Origin of the sequence: Pseudomonas sp. AF32 (genome assembly GCF_022342325.2) — a bacterium.
Lineage (GTDB): Bacteria > Pseudomonadota > Gammaproteobacteria > Pseudomonadales > Pseudomonadaceae > Aquipseudomonas > Aquipseudomonas uvaldensis.
This window is the reverse complement of the sequence record NZ_RQJK02000032.1, coordinates 31324-45696: the sequence shown is the minus strand read 5'-3', so window position 1 is coordinate 45696 and position 14373 is coordinate 31324. Positions and strand designations below refer to the sequence as shown.

The 14373-nt window shown below is 59.5% G+C and carries 15 protein-coding genes; 2 read left to right on the top strand and 13 right to left on the bottom strand.

The annotated features are described in order from the left end of the window. Positions 1 to 117: 117 nt before the first annotated feature. The 3 genes from EGM97_RS24410 to EGM97_RS24400 form a co-directional block, all read right to left on the bottom strand. Positions 118 to 876, bottom strand: a complete 759-nt coding sequence (locus tag EGM97_RS24410) for an alpha/beta hydrolase family protein (RefSeq protein ID WP_238963856.1) — start codon at positions 874 to 876, stop codon at positions 118 to 120. After that, positions 866 to 1975 (bottom strand): DUF3182 family protein, encoded by a 1110-nt coding sequence (locus tag EGM97_RS24405; RefSeq protein ID WP_238963857.1) that lies wholly within the window; start codon positions 1973 to 1975, stop codon positions 866 to 868. The genes EGM97_RS24410 and EGM97_RS24405 overlap by 11 nt, the downstream gene beginning before the upstream one ends. Before the next feature lie 203 nt (positions 1976 to 2178). Then, complete coding sequence (locus EGM97_RS24400; protein WP_238963859.1) at positions 2179 to 3174, bottom strand: GlxA family transcriptional regulator; 996 nt, start codon at positions 3172 to 3174, stop codon at positions 2179 to 2181. A gap of 97 nt (positions 3175 to 3271) precedes the next feature. Here EGM97_RS24400 and EGM97_RS24395 point away from each other — a divergent pair, with 97 nt between their 5' ends. Then, the gene (locus tag EGM97_RS24395; RefSeq protein ID WP_238963861.1) at positions 3272 to 3826 is read left to right on the top strand and encodes a cysteine hydrolase family protein; all 555 of its coding nucleotides are present in this window, start codon (positions 3272 to 3274) and stop codon (positions 3824 to 3826) included. A 101-nt stretch (positions 3827 to 3927) separates the two neighbouring features. Here the strand turns inward: EGM97_RS24395 and EGM97_RS24390 are convergent, their stop codons facing one another. After that, positions 3928 to 4443: a single-stranded DNA-binding protein gene (locus EGM97_RS24390; RefSeq protein ID WP_053151937.1), complete on the bottom strand. Its 516-nt coding sequence runs from the start codon at positions 4441 to 4443 to the stop codon at positions 3928 to 3930. A 9-nt stretch (positions 4444 to 4452) separates the two neighbouring features. Next, positions 4453 to 5850 carry an MFS transporter gene (locus EGM97_RS24385; protein ID WP_238963863.1) on the bottom strand — a complete coding sequence of 466 codons (1398 nt, stop codon included), beginning with the start codon at positions 5848 to 5850 and terminating at the stop codon, positions 4453 to 4455. Positions 5851 to 6029: 179 nt separating this feature from the next. Here EGM97_RS24385 and uvrA point away from each other — a divergent pair, with 179 nt between their 5' ends. Then, a complete protein-coding gene (gene uvrA / locus EGM97_RS24380; RefSeq protein WP_238963865.1) occupies positions 6030 to 8864 on the top strand; it encodes an excinuclease ABC subunit UvrA in 2835 nt (944 codons plus the stop codon). 73 nt (positions 8865 to 8937) lie between these two features. Here uvrA and bfr read toward each other — a convergent pair whose 3' ends face one another. The 8 genes from bfr to rpmJ form a co-directional block, all read right to left on the bottom strand. Continuing rightward, positions 8938 to 9402: a bacterioferritin gene (bfr, locus tag EGM97_RS24375; protein ID WP_053151943.1), complete on the bottom strand. Its 465-nt coding sequence runs from the start codon at positions 9400 to 9402 to the stop codon at positions 8938 to 8940. 158 nt (positions 9403 to 9560) lie between these two features. After that, positions 9561 to 11009 (bottom strand): catalase, encoded by a 1449-nt coding sequence (locus EGM97_RS24370; RefSeq protein ID WP_238963867.1) that lies wholly within the window; start codon positions 11007 to 11009, stop codon positions 9561 to 9563. A 223-nt stretch (positions 11010 to 11232) separates the two neighbouring features. Continuing rightward, positions 11233 to 11619 carry a 50S ribosomal protein L17 gene (gene rplQ / locus EGM97_RS24365; protein ID WP_238963869.1) on the bottom strand — a complete coding sequence of 129 codons (387 nt, stop codon included), beginning with the start codon at positions 11617 to 11619 and terminating at the stop codon, positions 11233 to 11235. Positions 11620 to 11661: 42 nt separating this feature from the next. Next, positions 11662 to 12663 (bottom strand): DNA-directed RNA polymerase subunit alpha, encoded by a 1002-nt coding sequence (locus tag EGM97_RS24360; RefSeq protein WP_053151947.1) that lies wholly within the window; start codon positions 12661 to 12663, stop codon positions 11662 to 11664. Between the two features lie 22 nt (positions 12664 to 12685). Beyond that, entirely contained in the window at positions 12686 to 13306 is a 621-nt protein-coding gene (rpsD, locus tag EGM97_RS24355; protein ID WP_003176404.1) for a 30S ribosomal protein S4, read from the bottom strand. Between the two features lie 18 nt (positions 13307 to 13324). Next, positions 13325 to 13714: a 30S ribosomal protein S11 gene (rpsK, locus tag EGM97_RS24350; protein ID WP_002555466.1), complete on the bottom strand. Its 390-nt coding sequence runs from the start codon at positions 13712 to 13714 to the stop codon at positions 13325 to 13327. Positions 13715 to 13744: 30 nt separating this feature from the next. Beyond that, positions 13745 to 14101 carry a 30S ribosomal protein S13 gene (gene rpsM / locus EGM97_RS24345; protein WP_053151949.1) on the bottom strand — a complete coding sequence of 119 codons (357 nt, stop codon included), beginning with the start codon at positions 14099 to 14101 and terminating at the stop codon, positions 13745 to 13747. A 130-nt stretch (positions 14102 to 14231) separates the two neighbouring features. Beyond that, the gene (rpmJ, locus tag EGM97_RS24340) at positions 14232 to 14348 is read right to left on the bottom strand and encodes a 50S ribosomal protein L36 (protein WP_002555468.1); all 117 of its coding nucleotides are present in this window, start codon (positions 14346 to 14348) and stop codon (positions 14232 to 14234) included. Positions 14349 to 14373 lie beyond the last annotated feature (25 nt).

Here is a 14373-nt window from a genome sequence, read left to right as displayed (position 1 = left end):
CTTCGCGAGCAAGCCCGCTCCCACAGGGTTGGGTGTCGGACATTAGTTCTGTTCACCGCCGATACAAATTGTGGGAGCGGGCTTGCTCGCGAAGAGGCCAGTACAAACGCCACACAACTACCGCTCCTGAATGATGCTCAACCGCTCTCCCACCACCATTTCCGTGATCCAGCCCACCAGGATCGAGGTGTAGGCCTGCTGTGATATGGGGTCGCTCAAGGCATGGTCGGCGCCGTCGATGATCCGGTGAGTCAACGAGTGGGTCTGCTGGCAGGCGGCGCGGTAGCTCATGATGGTGGCATGGGGCACGTGGTCGTCGGTTTCCGACTCCACCAGCAACACATCGCCGGTGAACTGCGAGCAGGCGTGCAAGGCGCGGTTAGTGTTGGCGTGCACCAGGGTGCTGCGGTAATCCAGCAGGTCAGCCTTGTCCAGGTCGCGCTTGGGCGTGTGCCATTGCTCGTCGCGATACAGCGCCGGTACCCGCAAGGCCAGCCAACGCACCGGGCGCAGCGAGGTCAGGATGGAGGCCAGGTAACCGCCATAACTGGTGCCCACCACAGCAATCGCCGACGTGTCCAGGGCCGGATGGGCCAGCAACCGGTCATAGGCCGCCAGCAAATCCCGCAGGTTGTCTTCCCGCGTCACCCGGGACAGCGGAATGCCCGCGCCGCCAGTGTGCCCGCGCAAGTCGAAGGTCAGGCACACGCAACCGAGGCCGGCGATGCCCTTGGCCCGCTCCAGGTCACGCTCCTGGCTGCCGCCCCAACCGTGGACGAACAGGACGCCAGGCACTTTCGACTTGGGGCTCAGGAAGGTCCCGTTCATGCGCTCATCGTCGATCTCGATCTGAATGGTTTCGCTTCTAGCCGTCATGGGAATGAACCGTTGCGTATTTGAGTAGGAAGTCGCCGTTGTGCGCCGGACCGCGATAGACCTCCACGGCACCGGCCGGCAACGGCTGATCGACATAGGTTTCCACCGAGGACACGCGGACCACGCTGGTCGCAGGCTCCTCGACGAACACCTGCAGTGCCGCCAGCTCCGCGCTGCTGGCTCCGCCCATGCGCCACGACTGCTCCAGCACGCCACCGCGGGGCTGGCCGCCGACATCGAGGCCCTGGGCGATGTCGTAATTCCGCCGGGAAGCAAAGAAGCCGGGATAGGCCTGGTTGGCGGCATTGTCGAACACCTGGGCCAACCGCACCGCTTCACGCACGTCATCGGGTAAGTCGAGCCTGAGCAGCTCAATATAGCCGCCCTGCACCACCAGCAGGTCCGAGCCGCCATACACTTGCAGCCCTTCACTGTCGCGGGTCAGGTGCTGCACGCCGCAATAGCTGATGAGCTTGCCGTCGATGCGGCTCTGGCCGACGCTCTGGGTCTTGACGTCCCGAAGGTTCTGCTCCAACACCACTCCGTCGCTGAACAGTGCCTGAGCGTCAGGAGCGGCGACGATTTCATCGAACTGGGCGAGGGTCTCGATCACCCGCTGATCGCGCCCCGCACAGGCGTGGATAGGCTTGAAGCGGATGGGCCCGGCGTAGAGCATATGCTCGGCGGCGGGGCGGGCATCCTTGAGCGAAAAAACACTGATCCCATCAAGCACCACGCCACGGCTCAGTTTGGCGAACAGCGGCGACCAGCCGGTTGGCGCGACGGCATACTTGTTCAACAGACCGTGGGTAATGGCCTTGGTGCAAATGAAGTCATGTTCGACATACCCTCCCCACAGATCGTCCGCCCCCGTGACACCCAAGCGCCGCAGGGTTTCGCCGCCAACCAGCGTCTGGGTGGGCAGCAGGTACAGATCGCGTCCGGCATGTTGACCGGGGTCGTAGCTGCCACCGAATTCGCACCCCATTATCCGCGCCAGCCAGCGGGCCAGGGCCCGATTGGTTTCCACCTCGTGGAGCGGTGCCTGAGGATTGATCGAATAGGCGACTACCGTTTTGTTGCGATTGATTGAGGTCATTCGTGGCCCTTTTACCTGCGCGCTATGGCTTCAGGTAAAGGAGTGCAGAGATCAGGCCAACGGTCTATGGGGGACGAACGGTCAGGGAAACGGGTGCATCGCAAGGTGATAGATGGCGCCTGGCCTGTTTCATTCTGCACGACCGGCTCAGCTCATCCCGCAAATTGCACGATGTTTACCTCGGACATCCTGTGGCGAGGGCGCTACTGTTTTGAGGCGCTTGGTGGACTCACCCCAAACCGCGCCCGGTAATCGCTCGGTGTCAGCCCGGTAATTTTCTTGAACGTCGTCCGAAAGGCGCTCGGGTCCTGGTAGCCGACCGTCCAGGCGATGTGGTCGATGGTGCCATTGGTGAACTCCAACATCTCCCGGGCCTTGCCGACCCGCAGATGCTGGCAGTACTCGGTGGGCTTGAGCCCGGTGGCCGCACGGAACCGGCGCAGGAACGTGCGCTCTTCCAGCCCCGCCCGCTCGGCCATCGTGCCAAGGGACACGTCTACCGCACCGCTGCCTTGCAACCAGTGCTGGACCTTGAGGATGGCCGCATCCCCATGCCCGAGGATCGGTGCGAAATTGCTGCCGCACTGGCTGGCGCTGTCGCTGTGCTCAACGACCAGAAACTGAGCAGTGCGCGTGGCGATGCTCGGGCCAAGCAGGCGATCCACCAGCCGCAGCCCCAGTTCCGACCAGGCCATCAGGCCGGCGGTGGTGATCAAATCGCCGTCGTCGACGATGGGTTTGTCCGCGTGAAGCCTGACATTCGGGTAACGGTCGGCGAAGGACTTGGCCGACGTCCAATGGGTGGTGGCGCTACGCCCATCGAGCAAGCCGCTTTCGGCCAGCAGGATCGAACCGACGCAAACCCCGCCCAATACCGTACCGCTGGCATGCTGGGCCCGCAGCCATTGCATCAGCGCCCGTGGGGCCTGACCCTCGCTGAAGCCGGCCAGGGACGGCGGAATCAGCAACGCAGTCAATTTTTCTGCCGTTCCCGGGCCGCTGTCGAACACCCGCTCCGGCGTCTCACCGTTCTCGGCCCGCCAGTGGCTCACCCGCAGCCGCGGCAGTTGCGCGGAGGCATGCTCGCCTGCGATCCGTTCCGCCACGGCAAACAGATCGGTCAACCCGTGCACCGCCGCCAGTTGCGCGCCGGGGTAAATCAGCACCCCGAGCTCGGCGACTGCCCTTTGCTGCGTCATTGTCAGTTTTTCCCCGCTAATTGTCGTTGCGGCCAATCCTCGATCCCACCGCAAACGCCGATGATGACCTCACTCCCAACCTGATAGAGGAAGCCTCATGTCCAAGCAAGCGCTCATCGTAGTCGATATCCAGAACGACTACTTCCCCCAGGGAAAATGGCCACTGGTCGGCGCCGAAGCCGCCGCCGACAACGCCGCCCGGATCATTGAAGCCTTTCGCCAGGCCGGCAACCACGTGGTGCATATTCGCCACGAATTCACATCCGAGGAGGCACCGTTCTTCACGCCGGGCTCCGAAGGCGCGAAGTTGCATCCCAAGGTGCTCAACCGCGCCGATGAGCCGGTGGTGCTCAAGCACTATGTCAATTCGTTCCGTGAAACCGAGCTGCAAGCCCTCCTCGACCAGCACGGTATCGAACAACTGGTCATCGTCGGCAGCATGAGCCATATGTGCGTCGACGGTATCACCCGTGCGGCGGCGGACCTGGGCTATGGGGTCACGGTGATCCACGATGCTTGCGCCACGCTGGACCTGGAGTTCAACGGTGTGGTCGTCCCGGCCGCCCAGGTGCATGCGGCCTTCATGGCGGCACTGAGGTTTGCGTATGCGAGTGTGGTGAGTACCGAGGAATTTCTCGGCAGCCGGCTATAAGCAGCCTAGCTACAACCTGCAAGCGAAAAAAAACCGCGCTCGGAACGATGCGCGGTTTTTTCTTGAGCTTGAAGCTTGCGGCTTGGAGCTTTCAGCTGCTCTTAGAACGGAATATCGTCATCGAAGCTGTCGAAATCCGGAGCCGGTTGCGGCGCGGCCTGTTGCGGAGCCGGGCGTTCGCGTTGCGGCTGAGGCGCCGACTGCGGACGCGGTGCCTGCTGACGAGGCGCGGACTGCTGGTAGTTGTTACCGCCTTGCTGCTGATCGCCTTGCGGACGGCCGCCCAGCAACTGCATGGTGCCTTGCATGTCGACGATGATTTCGGTGGTGTAACGCTTGATACCGTCCTTTTCCCACTCGCGGGTCTGCAGCTTGCCCTCGATGTACACCTGTGAACCCTTGCGCAGGTATTCGCCGGCGATCTCGGCCACCTTGCCGAACATCGACACGCGGTGCCATTCGGTCTTCTCGACCTTCTGGCCAGTCTGCTTGTCGGTCCACTGTTCGCTGGTCGCCAGACTCAGATTGGTCACGGCGTTGCCGTTAGGCAGGTAGCGAACCTCGGGATCCTGGCCGCAAGTACCGACCAATATGACTTTGTTAACCCCACGGGCCATAACGTTCTCCTAGGCTTCGCACGCGGTCGGTGCCGGGTTGTTCACCAGGCGCTCGAGCGTCGCACGATCCAATAATTCGGTGTCCAGTTTGATATATACGGCCGCTTCGTCGGCGACCACCACTGCATCGGTTACTCCCACGACGGCCCTGAGGCGCTCGGCCAGGCCTGCTTCGCGGATGGCTTCGGGCGACAACGGCAAGCGCAGGCTCGTCACATACGGAGGTTCGCGCATGGTAACAGCAAAGACCAGCCAAAGTGCAGCCAACGCGGCGCATCCCAGGAACACAACCGACAAACCGCCATGCTGGAACAGCCAGCCGCCGAGGATCCCACCCAACGCCGAACCCAGGAACTGGCTGGTGGAATAAACCCCCATGGCCGTGCCCTTGCCGCCCGCCGGTGAAACCTTGCTGATCAGCGACGGCAGCGATGCCTCCAGCAGATTGAACGCGGTGAAGAACACCACAGTCCCGATTACCAGGGCCCGCAGGCTATCACCGAACTGCCAGAAGAATAGCTCAGTGAGCATCAGCGTCACGACGGCGCCGAGCAAAACTCGTTTCATTTTGCGTCGTTTCTCGCCATAGATGATGAAGGGAATCATGGCGAAGAACGAAATCAACAGGGCGGTCAGGTACACCCACCAGTGCTGCTCCTTGGGCAAGCCGGCCTTCTCGACCAGGGCCAGCGGCAGGGCAACGAAACTGGACATCAGCATGGCGTGAAGGACGAAGATGCCCAGGTCCAGGCGCAGCAGGTCGGGGTGCTTGAGCGTCGGGATCAACGCCTGGCGAGCCACGCCGGATTCACGATGTTGCAACGGCCCGGTAGAGCGCGGCACCACGAACGCCACGATCAGGATCCCCAGCAGCGCCATGGCGCCAGTCGCCAGGAACAGGCCCGACAAACCGAAGGCACGGGTCAGCAAGGGGCCGACCACCATGGCGACGGCGAACGACAAGCCAATGGTCATGCCGATCATGGCCATGGCCTTGGTGCGATGCTGTTCACGGGTCAGGTCCGACAGCAAGGCCATGACGGCGGCAGAAATCGCCCCGGCACCCTGCAGGATCCGTCCGGCGACCACACCCCAGATGGAATCGGCACCGGCCGCCAGGACACTGCCCAGGGCAAAGACGATCAGCCCGAGGTAGATGACGGGACGCCGGCCGATACGGTCGGAAATGATCCCGAACGGGATCTGGAAAATGGCCTGGGTCAGGCCATAAGCGCCAATCGCCAACCCGATGAGGGCCGGCGTCGCGCCCGCCAGGTCCATGCCGTAGGTGGCCAGTACCGGCAACACCATGAACATGCCCAGCATACGGAAGGCGAACACCAGGGCCAGACCGCTTGCTGCTCGCGTCTCGCCGCTACTCATGCGTTCGCTGTGGGGATCGTGCATGGAAAAACCTCGTGTGAACCGGCGGCGATTCTACCAGTCCCATCGATTGAGGGGGTATATGGCGACCGTTTGCCGCGCAGTCTTCATGTATGGCTGAAAACTCACTTCCAATAGTGTGTATCCATCCAGTATTTACCCGTATACTCCTACGTTTTCGACGCCCGCCGAGCGAGGCCACTTTGGACAAGATCCTGATTCGTGGGGCCCGTACCCACAACCTGAAGAACATCGACCTGACCCTGCCGCGGGACAAGCTGATCGTCATCACCGGCCTGTCCGGATCCGGCAAATCATCCCTGGCTTTCGACACCCTGTACGCCGAAGGCCAGCGACGCTATGTCGAATCGTTGTCGGCCTACGCCCGGCAGTTCCTGTCGATGATGGAAAAACCCGACGTCGATACCATCGAAGGCCTGTCGCCGGCGATTTCCATCGAACAGAAATCGACCTCCCATAACCCGCGGTCGACGGTCGGCACCATCACCGAGATCTACGACTACCTGCGCCTGTTGTATGCGCGGGTCGGGACCCCCCGCTGCCCTGACCACGACATTCCCCTGGAAGCCCAGACCGTCAGCCAGATGGTCGACCTGGTGCTGGCCCAGCCTGAAGGCAGCAAGTTGATGCTGCTGGCACCCGTCGTCCGTGAGCGCAAAGGCGAGCACCTGCTGGTCTTCGAAGAGTTGCGCGCTCAGGGCTTCGTGCGTGCCAGGGTCAACGGCAAGCTGTGCGAGCTGGACGAACTGCCGAAGCTGGATAAACAGAAGAAACACTCCATTGATGTCGTGGTGGACCGCTTCAAGGTGCGCCCCGACCTGCAGCAACGCCTGGCCGAATCCTTCGAGACAGCCCTGAAGCTGGCCGACGGCATCGCTCTGGTAGCGCCGATGGACGACGAACCCGGGGAAGAAATCATTTTCTCGGCACGCTTCGCCTGCCCGGTCTGCGGCCATGCCATCAGCGAGCTGGAACCCAAGCTTTTCTCCTTCAACAACCCGGCCGGCGCCTGCCCCACCTGCGACGGCCTGGGGGTCAAGCAGTTCTTCGACACCAAACGTCTGGTCAATGGCGAACTGACCCTGGCCGAAGGCGCGATTCGCGGCTGGGACCGGCGTAACGTCTACTATTTCCAGATGCTCGGGTCGCTGGCGGCCCACTACAGGTTCAGCCTGGACAAACCTTTCAACGAACTGCCCGCCGAACAACAGAAGTACATCCTGCACGGCAGCGGTTCGCAGAATGTCGATTTCAAGTACCTGAACGACCGCGGCGACATCGTCAAACGCTCCCACCCGTTCGAAGGCATCGTACCGAACCTTGAGCGGCGCTACCGTGAGACCGAATCGGCGAGCGTACGGGAGGAACTGGCCAAGTTCCTCAGTACCCAGCCCTGCCCCGATTGTCGTGGCACCCGCTTGCGTCGCGAAGCACGACACGTTTGGGTTGGCGAAAAGACCCTGCCGGCGGTGACCAGTCTGCCGATCGGCGACGCCACCCATTATTTCGACGGTCTTAAACTGACCGGTCGCCGGGGTGAAATTGCCGACAAGATCCTCAAGGAGATCTGCGAACGTCTGCAATTCCTGGTGAACGTGGGCCTGGATTACCTGACCCTGGATCGGAGCGCGGACACGCTGTCCGGCGGCGAAGCCCAGCGTATTCGCCTGGCCAGCCAGATCGGTGCCGGCCTGGTGGGAGTGATGTACATCCTCGACGAACCGTCCATCGGCCTGCATCAACGGGATAACGACCGGCTGCTCGGGACCCTCAAGCACCTGAGGGACATCGGCAACACGGTGATCGTGGTCGAGCACGACGAAGATGCGATCCGCCTGGCGGACTACGTGGTGGATATCGGTCCGGGTGCCGGCGTGCATGGCGGAAACATCGTCGCCCAAGGCACCGCTGCCGAAGTCATGGCGCATCCAGACTCCCTCACCGGCAAGTACCTGTCGGGCCGTGTGAAGATCAAGGTCCCGGCCAAACGCACGCCCCGCAACAAGAAACTGTCTCTCACGCTCAAGGGCGCGCGAGGCAACAACCTGCGCAACGTCGATCTGGAGATTCCGATCGGCCTGCTGACCTGTGTCACAGGTGTCTCCGGCTCCGGCAAATCAACCCTGATCAACAACACCCTGTTTCCCCTCAGCGCCACGGCCCTGAACGGTGCCACCACCCTGGAAGCCGCCCCCCACGACAGCATCAAGGGGCTGGAGCATCTGGACAAGGTGGTCGACATCGACCAGAGCCCGATCGGCCGTACGCCGCGCTCCAACCCGGCGACTTATACCGGGTTGTTCACGCCGATCCGCGAACTGTTCGCCGGCGTACCGGAGTCCCGCTCCCGTGGCTACGGCCCGGGTCGGTTCTCGTTCAACGTCAAGGGCGGGCGCTGCGAGGCCTGCCAGGGCGACGGTCTGATCAAGGTGGAAATGCACTTCCTGCCGGATATCTACGTGCCGTGCGACGTGTGCAAGAGCAAGCGCTACAACCGCGAAACCCTGGAGATCAAGTACAAGGGCAAGAACATCCACGAAACCCTCGAGATGACCATCGAAGAGGCCCGGGAATTCTTCGACGCGGTGCCTGCCCTGGCGCGCAAGCTCCAGACGCTGATGGATGTCGGGCTTTCCTACATCAAGCTCGGGCAGTCGGCGACGACTCTCTCCGGAGGTGAAGCCCAACGGGTCAAGCTGTCCCGCGAGCTGTCCAAGCGTGACACCGGCAAGACCCTGTACATCCTCGACGAGCCGACCACAGGACTGCATTTCGCCGATATCCAACAACTGCTCGACGTGCTACATCGCCTTCGCGACCATGGCAACACCGTGGTGGTGATCGAACACAACCTGGACGTGATCAAGACCGCCGACTGGCTGGTGGACCTGGGGCCGGAAGGTGGTTCCAAGGGTGGGCAGATCATCGCCGTCGGTACACCTGAACAGGTGGCCGAGATGAAGCAGTCCCATACCGGCCATTACCTCAAGCCATTGCTGGAGCGTGACCGGGACTGATTCATTCCGGGCATGAAAAAGCCCCTGCCATCTCATCGATGACAGGGGCTTTTGTTTTTCTGGAGAATCCCGATCAGCACTGCGATTGCAGGTAATTCTCCAACCCGACCAATTTGATCAGACCCAACTGCTTCTCAAGCCAGTAGGTATGGTCTTCTTCAGTGTCGTTGAGCTGAACGCGCAGGATCTCGCGGGTCACGTAGTCGTTGTGCTGCTCGCACAGCTCGATGCCTTTGCACAGTGCAGCGCGGACCTTGTATTCCAGGCGCAAGTCGGCTGCCAGCATATCGGGCACAGTCGTGCCGATGTCCAGGTCATCCGGGCGCATCCGCGGAGTGCCTTCGAGCATCAGAATCCGACGCATCAGCGCATCGGCGTGCTGAGTCTCTTCTTCCATCTCATGGTTGATACGTTCGTAGAGTTCGGTAAACCCCCAATCTTCGTACATCCGCGAGTGGATGAAATATTGGTCACGGGCTGCCAGCTCACCGGTCAGCAACGTGTTGAGGTAATCGATTACGTCTGGGTGACCTTGCATCGCCCTACATCTCCACAAGCTTTGAAAGGCTCTAGTTTGAACCATGCTGACTGCAAGGTCACTCGTTCATCGCAAGAAAAGCAAAGAAAATCCGAGAAAAGCAGGACAAATAACGCAAAAACCGCCCAAATGAGGGCGGTTCTGCTTCTCGTTTAGACTTAGTTAAGCTGTACACCCAAAGCTTTTGCGATACCTTCACCGTAAGCGGCATCAGCCTTGAAGAAGTGCTGCAGCTGACGATCCACGACATCTGCCGAGACACCGGCCATCGCACCGGCGATGTTGCTGATCAGCAGGGCCTTCTGCTCATCGTTCATCAGCCGGAACAGCGCACCTGCGTGGCTGTAGTAATCGGTATCTTCACGATGATCGTAACGATCAGCTGCTCCATTCAGCGCCAGTGCCGGCTCGGCGTAACGTGGGGCCTGCTTCGGCGCCTCTACGTAGCTGTTGGGCTCGTAGTTCGGTGCCGCACCGCCGTTACTGCCAAAAGCCATGGCGCCGTCACGCTGGTAGGTGTTGACCGGGCTACGTGGTGCATTCACCGGCAATTGCTGGTGATTGGTGCCGACACGGTAGCGGTGCGCATCGGCGTAAGCGAATACCCGCCCTTGCAGCATGCGGTCTGGCGAAAGACCTACGCCTGGCACCATGTTGCTAGGCCCGAACGCTGCCTGTTCGACTTCCGCAAAGTAGTTCAGCGGGTTGCGGTTGAGCTCAAGCTCGCCCACTTCGATCAATGGGAACTCTTTCTGCGACCAGGTTTTGGTCACGTCGAACGGGTTCTCGTAATGAGCCGCGGCCTGGGCTTCGGTCATGATCTGGATGCAAACGCTCCATTTCGGGAAATCACCGCGCTCAATGGCGTTGAACAGGTCACGCTGGGCGTAGTCCGGATCAGTACCCGCCAGGCGCGCAGCCTCGGCCGGCGACAAGTTCTTGATGCCCTGCTTGGTCTTGTAGTGCCATTTCACCCAATGACGTTCACCTTGAGCATTGATCAGGCTGTAGGTGTGGCTGCCAAAGCCGTGCATATGACGGTAGCCGTCCGGAATACCGCGATCAGAGAACAGAATGGTGACCTGATGCAATGCTTCGGGTGAATGCGACCAGAAATCCCACATTGCCTGGGCGCTTTTCAGGTTGCTTTGCGGCAGACGTTTCTGGGTGTGGATGAAATCCGGGAATTTCAGTGGATCGCGAATGAAGAATACCGGCGTGTTGTTGCCGACGATGTCCCAGTTACCTTCTTCGGTGTAGAACTTCAGGGCGAAACCGCGCGGATCCCGCTCGGTGTCGGCAGAGCCGCGCTCACCGCCCACGGTGGAGAATCGCAGGAACGTTGGCGTTTGCTTACCTACCGACTCGAACAACTTGGCGCTGGTGTATCGGGTGATGTCCCGGGTTACGGTGAAAGTACCGTAGGCGCCCGAGCCTTTGGCGTGGACACGGCGCTCAGGGATGTTCTCGCGGTTGAAATGAGCAAGCTTCTCGATGAGGTGGAAGTCATCGAGCAGCAACGGACCACGAGGGCCGGCGGAGCGAGAGTTCTGGTTATCGGCGACAGGAGCGCCGCTTGCGGTTGTAAGCGTTTTGATCTGGCTCATGCTCAATCTTCCTCGGTCGGTCATCGAACTGCCGGCTAATCGGCTGGAAAGGAGTATTGATCATGTTAGTTACAGTATCCAAATTCATTAAATCATGGGCATCGATAGTCATTATCTACTGTTCCCGACTTGCCATAACGAAGCCAGGCGCAACAGCGGGTCCCAGTTTTTTATGGACATAAAAAAACCGGGCACGAGGCCCGGTTTTTTCTATGTTGCCGTCTTACTCAGCGGATACAGCTTCACCGCCGATAGCACGATCAACCAACTCGACGTACGCCATAGGCGCGTTGTCGCCAGCGCGGAAACCGCACTTGAGGATGCGCAGGTAGCCACCCTCACGGGTAGCGTAACGCTTGCCCAGGTCGTTGAAGAGCTTACCAACGATAGCTTTCGAACGAGTACGGTCGAAAGCCAGGCGGCGGTTAGCCAGGCTGTCTGTCTTGGCCAGAGTGATCAGCGGCTCGGCAACGCGGCGCAGTTCTTTGGCTTTTGGCAGTGTAGTTTTGATCAACTCGTGCTCGAACAGCGACACCGCCATGTTTTGGAACATGGCCTTGCGGTGCGAGCTGGTGCGGCTCAGGTGACGACCACTTTTACGATGACGCATGGTTCATTCCTTACCAAACACTACGTTCGGTGATTACGACGATCAGGCAGTCGCCTTGTCGTCCTTCTTAAGACTTGCAGGCGGCCAGTTGTCGAGGCGCATGCCGAGGGACAGACCGCGGGAGGCCAGAACGTCCTTGATTTCAGTCAAGGATTTCTTGCCCAGGTTCGGAGTCTTCAACAGCTCTACTTCGGTACGCTGAATCAGGTCGCCGATGTAGTAGATGTTTTCCGCCTTAAGGCAGTTAGCCGAACGTACAGTCAGTTCCAGATCGTCAACCGGGCGAAGCAGGATCGGATCGATCTCGTCTTCCTGCTCGACAACCACTGGCTCACTGTCACCCTTGAGGTCGACGAACGCAGCCAACTGCTGTTGCAGGATGGTTGCAGCACGACGGATAGCCTCTTCAGGATCCAGGGTACCGTTGGTTTCCAGATCAATAACCAGCTTGTCCAGGTTGGTACGCTGCTCGACACGGGCGTTTTCCACCACGTATGCGATACGGCGAACCGGGCTGAACGAAGAATCAAGCTGCAAGCGACCGATGCTGCGGCTTTCATCTTCATCGCTCTGACGCGAGTCTGCCGGCTCATAACCACGACCACGAGCTACGGTGAGCTTCATGTTCAGGGCGCCGTTAGACGCCAGGTTAGCGATTACGTGATCGGGGTTAACGATCTCGACATCATGATCCAGCTGAATATCGGCAGCGGTAACCACCCCCGAACCCTTCTTCGACAAGGTCAGCGTAACTTCGTCACGACCGTGCAGCTTGATAGCCAGGCCTTTAAGGTTCAACAGGATTTCAATGACATCTTCCTGTACGCCTTCGATGGCGCTGTACTCATGGAGTACACCGTCAATCTCGGCCTCGACTACTGCACAGCCGGGCATTGAGGACAACAGGATGCGGCGCAGCGCGTTGCCCAGGGTGTGGCCAAAACCGCGCTCGAGAGGCTCGAGAGTGATTTTGGCTCGGGTTGGACTGACAACCTGCACATCAATATGGCGGGGTGTCAGGAAATCATTTACCGAACTCTGCATGGATGCACCTATTTTCTAGCCCTTACTTGGAGTAGAGCTCGACAATCAGGCTTTCGTTGATGTCGGCGGACAGATCACTGCGAGCTGGAACGTTCTTGAAAACGCCCGACTTCTTCTCAGTGTCTACTTCTACCCATTCTACGCGGCCACGTTGGGCACACAGATCGAGAGCTTGGACAATGCGAAGTTGATTTTTTGCTTTCTCGCGAACAGCAACCACGTCACCAGCACGAACCTGGTAGGACGGAACGTTCACGGTCTGACCGTTAACGCTGATCGATTTGTGCGATACCAGCTGACGGGATTCGGCACGAGTCGAGCCAAAGCCCATACGGTATACAACGTTGTCCAGACGGCATTCGAGCAGTTGCAACAGGTTTTCACCGGTTGCGCCTTTCTTGCCAGCAGCTTCTTTGTAGTAGCCGCTGAACTGACGCTCGAGAACGCCGTAGATACGACGGACCTTCTGCTTTTCACGCAGTTGGGTGCCGTAATCGGACTGGCGACCGCGGCGCTGGCCGTGGATACCAGGTGCTGCTTCGATGTTGCACTTCGATTCGATCGCGCGCACGCCGCTCTTCAGGAAGAGATCAGTGCCCTCGCGACGAGCGAGTTTGCATTTTGGACCAATGTAACGAGCCATTCTTTACAATCTCCTGGATTACACGCGGCGCTTCTTCGGCGGACGGCACCCGTTGTGCGGGATTGGCGTCACGTCGGTGATGCTGGCGATCTTGTAGCCGCAGCCGTTCAAAGCACGGACTGCAGATTCACGACCTGGACCTGGGCCCTTGACGTTGACGTCGAGGTTTTTCAGGCCGTATTCCAGCGCAGCTTGACCAGCACGCTCAGCAGCTACTTGAGCAGCGAACGGGGTGGACTTGCGGGAACCGCGGAAACCCGAACCACCGGAGGTAGCCCAGGAAAGAGCGTTACCTTGACGGTCGGTAATGGTCACGATGGTGTTGTTAAAAGAAGCATGGATGTGGGCGATGCCATCAACCACTGTCTTTTTAACTTTTTTACGAGGACGAGCAGCAGGTTTTGCCATGATTAAATTCCTGTCGATTCGCTGGGGCGATTACTTGCGGATCGGCTTACGCGGCCCTTTACGGGTACGCGCGTTGGTCTTGGTACGCTGACCGCGTACTGGCAGACCACGACGATGACGCAGACCGCGATAGCAACCGAGGTCCATCAAGCGCTTGATTTTCATGTTGGTTTCGCGACGCAGGTCACCTTCAGTGGTGAACTTCGCCACTTCGCCACGCAGCTGTTCAATTTGCTCGTCGCTCAGATCTTTGATCTTTGCAGCTGGGTTGACCCCAGCGTCTGCACAGATTTTCTGTGCAGTAGTGCGACCAACACCATAGATGTAGGTCAGCGAGATAACAGTATGCTTGTTATCTGGAATGTTGACGCCTGCAATACGGGCCATTCAGTGGGACTCCAATTGACAGCTACCTACGCCCCGGAAGCCAAGAAATAGGGCGCGAGATAATATCGCTGTAATAACAAATAATCAACCCGGCAGCGCACTAGCTGCCGGGCTTAAAGCACAATCACACTCAGCCTTGGCGCTGTTTGTGACGCGGTTCCGCGCTGCAAATTACTCGAACAACACCTTCGCGGCGAATAATCTTGCAGTTACGGCACAGCTTTTTCACCGATGCACGAACTTTCATCACCAACTCCTCGAACCTTATGGAC

What these genes read in the sequence shown, in the direction of transcription:
- rpmJ (WP_002555468.1), bottom strand. Translation starts at nt 14,348, where the DNA reads ATGAAAGTTCGTGCATCGGTGAAAAAGCTGTGCCGTAACTGCAAGATT.
- EGM97_RS24405 (WP_238963857.1), bottom strand. Translation starts at nt 1,975, where the DNA reads ATGACCTCAATCAATCGCAACAAAACGGTAGTCGCCTATTCGATCAAT.
- EGM97_RS24400 (WP_238963859.1), bottom strand. Translation starts at nt 3,174, where the DNA reads ATGACGCAGCAAAGGGCAGTCGCCGAGCTCGGGGTGCTGATTTACCCC.
- rpsM (WP_053151949.1), bottom strand. Translation starts at nt 14,101, where the DNA reads ATGGCCCGTATTGCAGGCGTCAACATTCCAGATAACAAGCATACTGTT.
- bfr (WP_053151943.1), bottom strand. Translation starts at nt 9,402, where the DNA reads ATGCAAGGTCACCCAGACGTAATCGATTACCTCAACACGTTGCTGACC.
- EGM97_RS24385 (WP_238963863.1), bottom strand. Translation starts at nt 5,850, where the DNA reads ATGCACGATCCCCACAGCGAACGCATGAGTAGCGGCGAGACGCGAGCA.
- rpsD (WP_003176404.1), bottom strand. Translation starts at nt 13,306, where the DNA reads ATGGCTCGTTACATTGGTCCAAAATGCAAACTCGCTCGTCGCGAGGGC.
- EGM97_RS24370 (WP_238963867.1), bottom strand. Translation starts at nt 11,009, where the DNA reads ATGAGCCAGATCAAAACGCTTACAACCGCAAGCGGCGCTCCTGTCGCC.
- EGM97_RS24390 (WP_053151937.1), bottom strand. Translation starts at nt 4,443, where the DNA reads ATGGCCCGTGGGGTTAACAAAGTCATATTGGTCGGTACTTGCGGCCAG.
- rpsK (WP_002555466.1), bottom strand. Translation starts at nt 13,714, where the DNA reads ATGGCAAAACCTGCTGCTCGTCCTCGTAAAAAAGTTAAAAAGACAGTG.
- EGM97_RS24410 (WP_238963856.1), bottom strand. Translation starts at nt 876, where the DNA reads ATGACGGCTAGAAGCGAAACCATTCAGATCGAGATCGACGATGAGCGC.
- EGM97_RS24360 (WP_053151947.1), bottom strand. Translation starts at nt 12,663, where the DNA reads ATGCAGAGTTCGGTAAATGATTTCCTGACACCCCGCCATATTGATGTG.
- rplQ (WP_238963869.1), bottom strand. Translation starts at nt 11,619, where the DNA reads ATGCGTCATCGTAAAAGTGGTCGTCACCTGAGCCGCACCAGCTCGCAC.
- EGM97_RS24395 (WP_238963861.1), top strand. Translation starts at nt 3,272, where the DNA reads ATGTCCAAGCAAGCGCTCATCGTAGTCGATATCCAGAACGACTACTTC.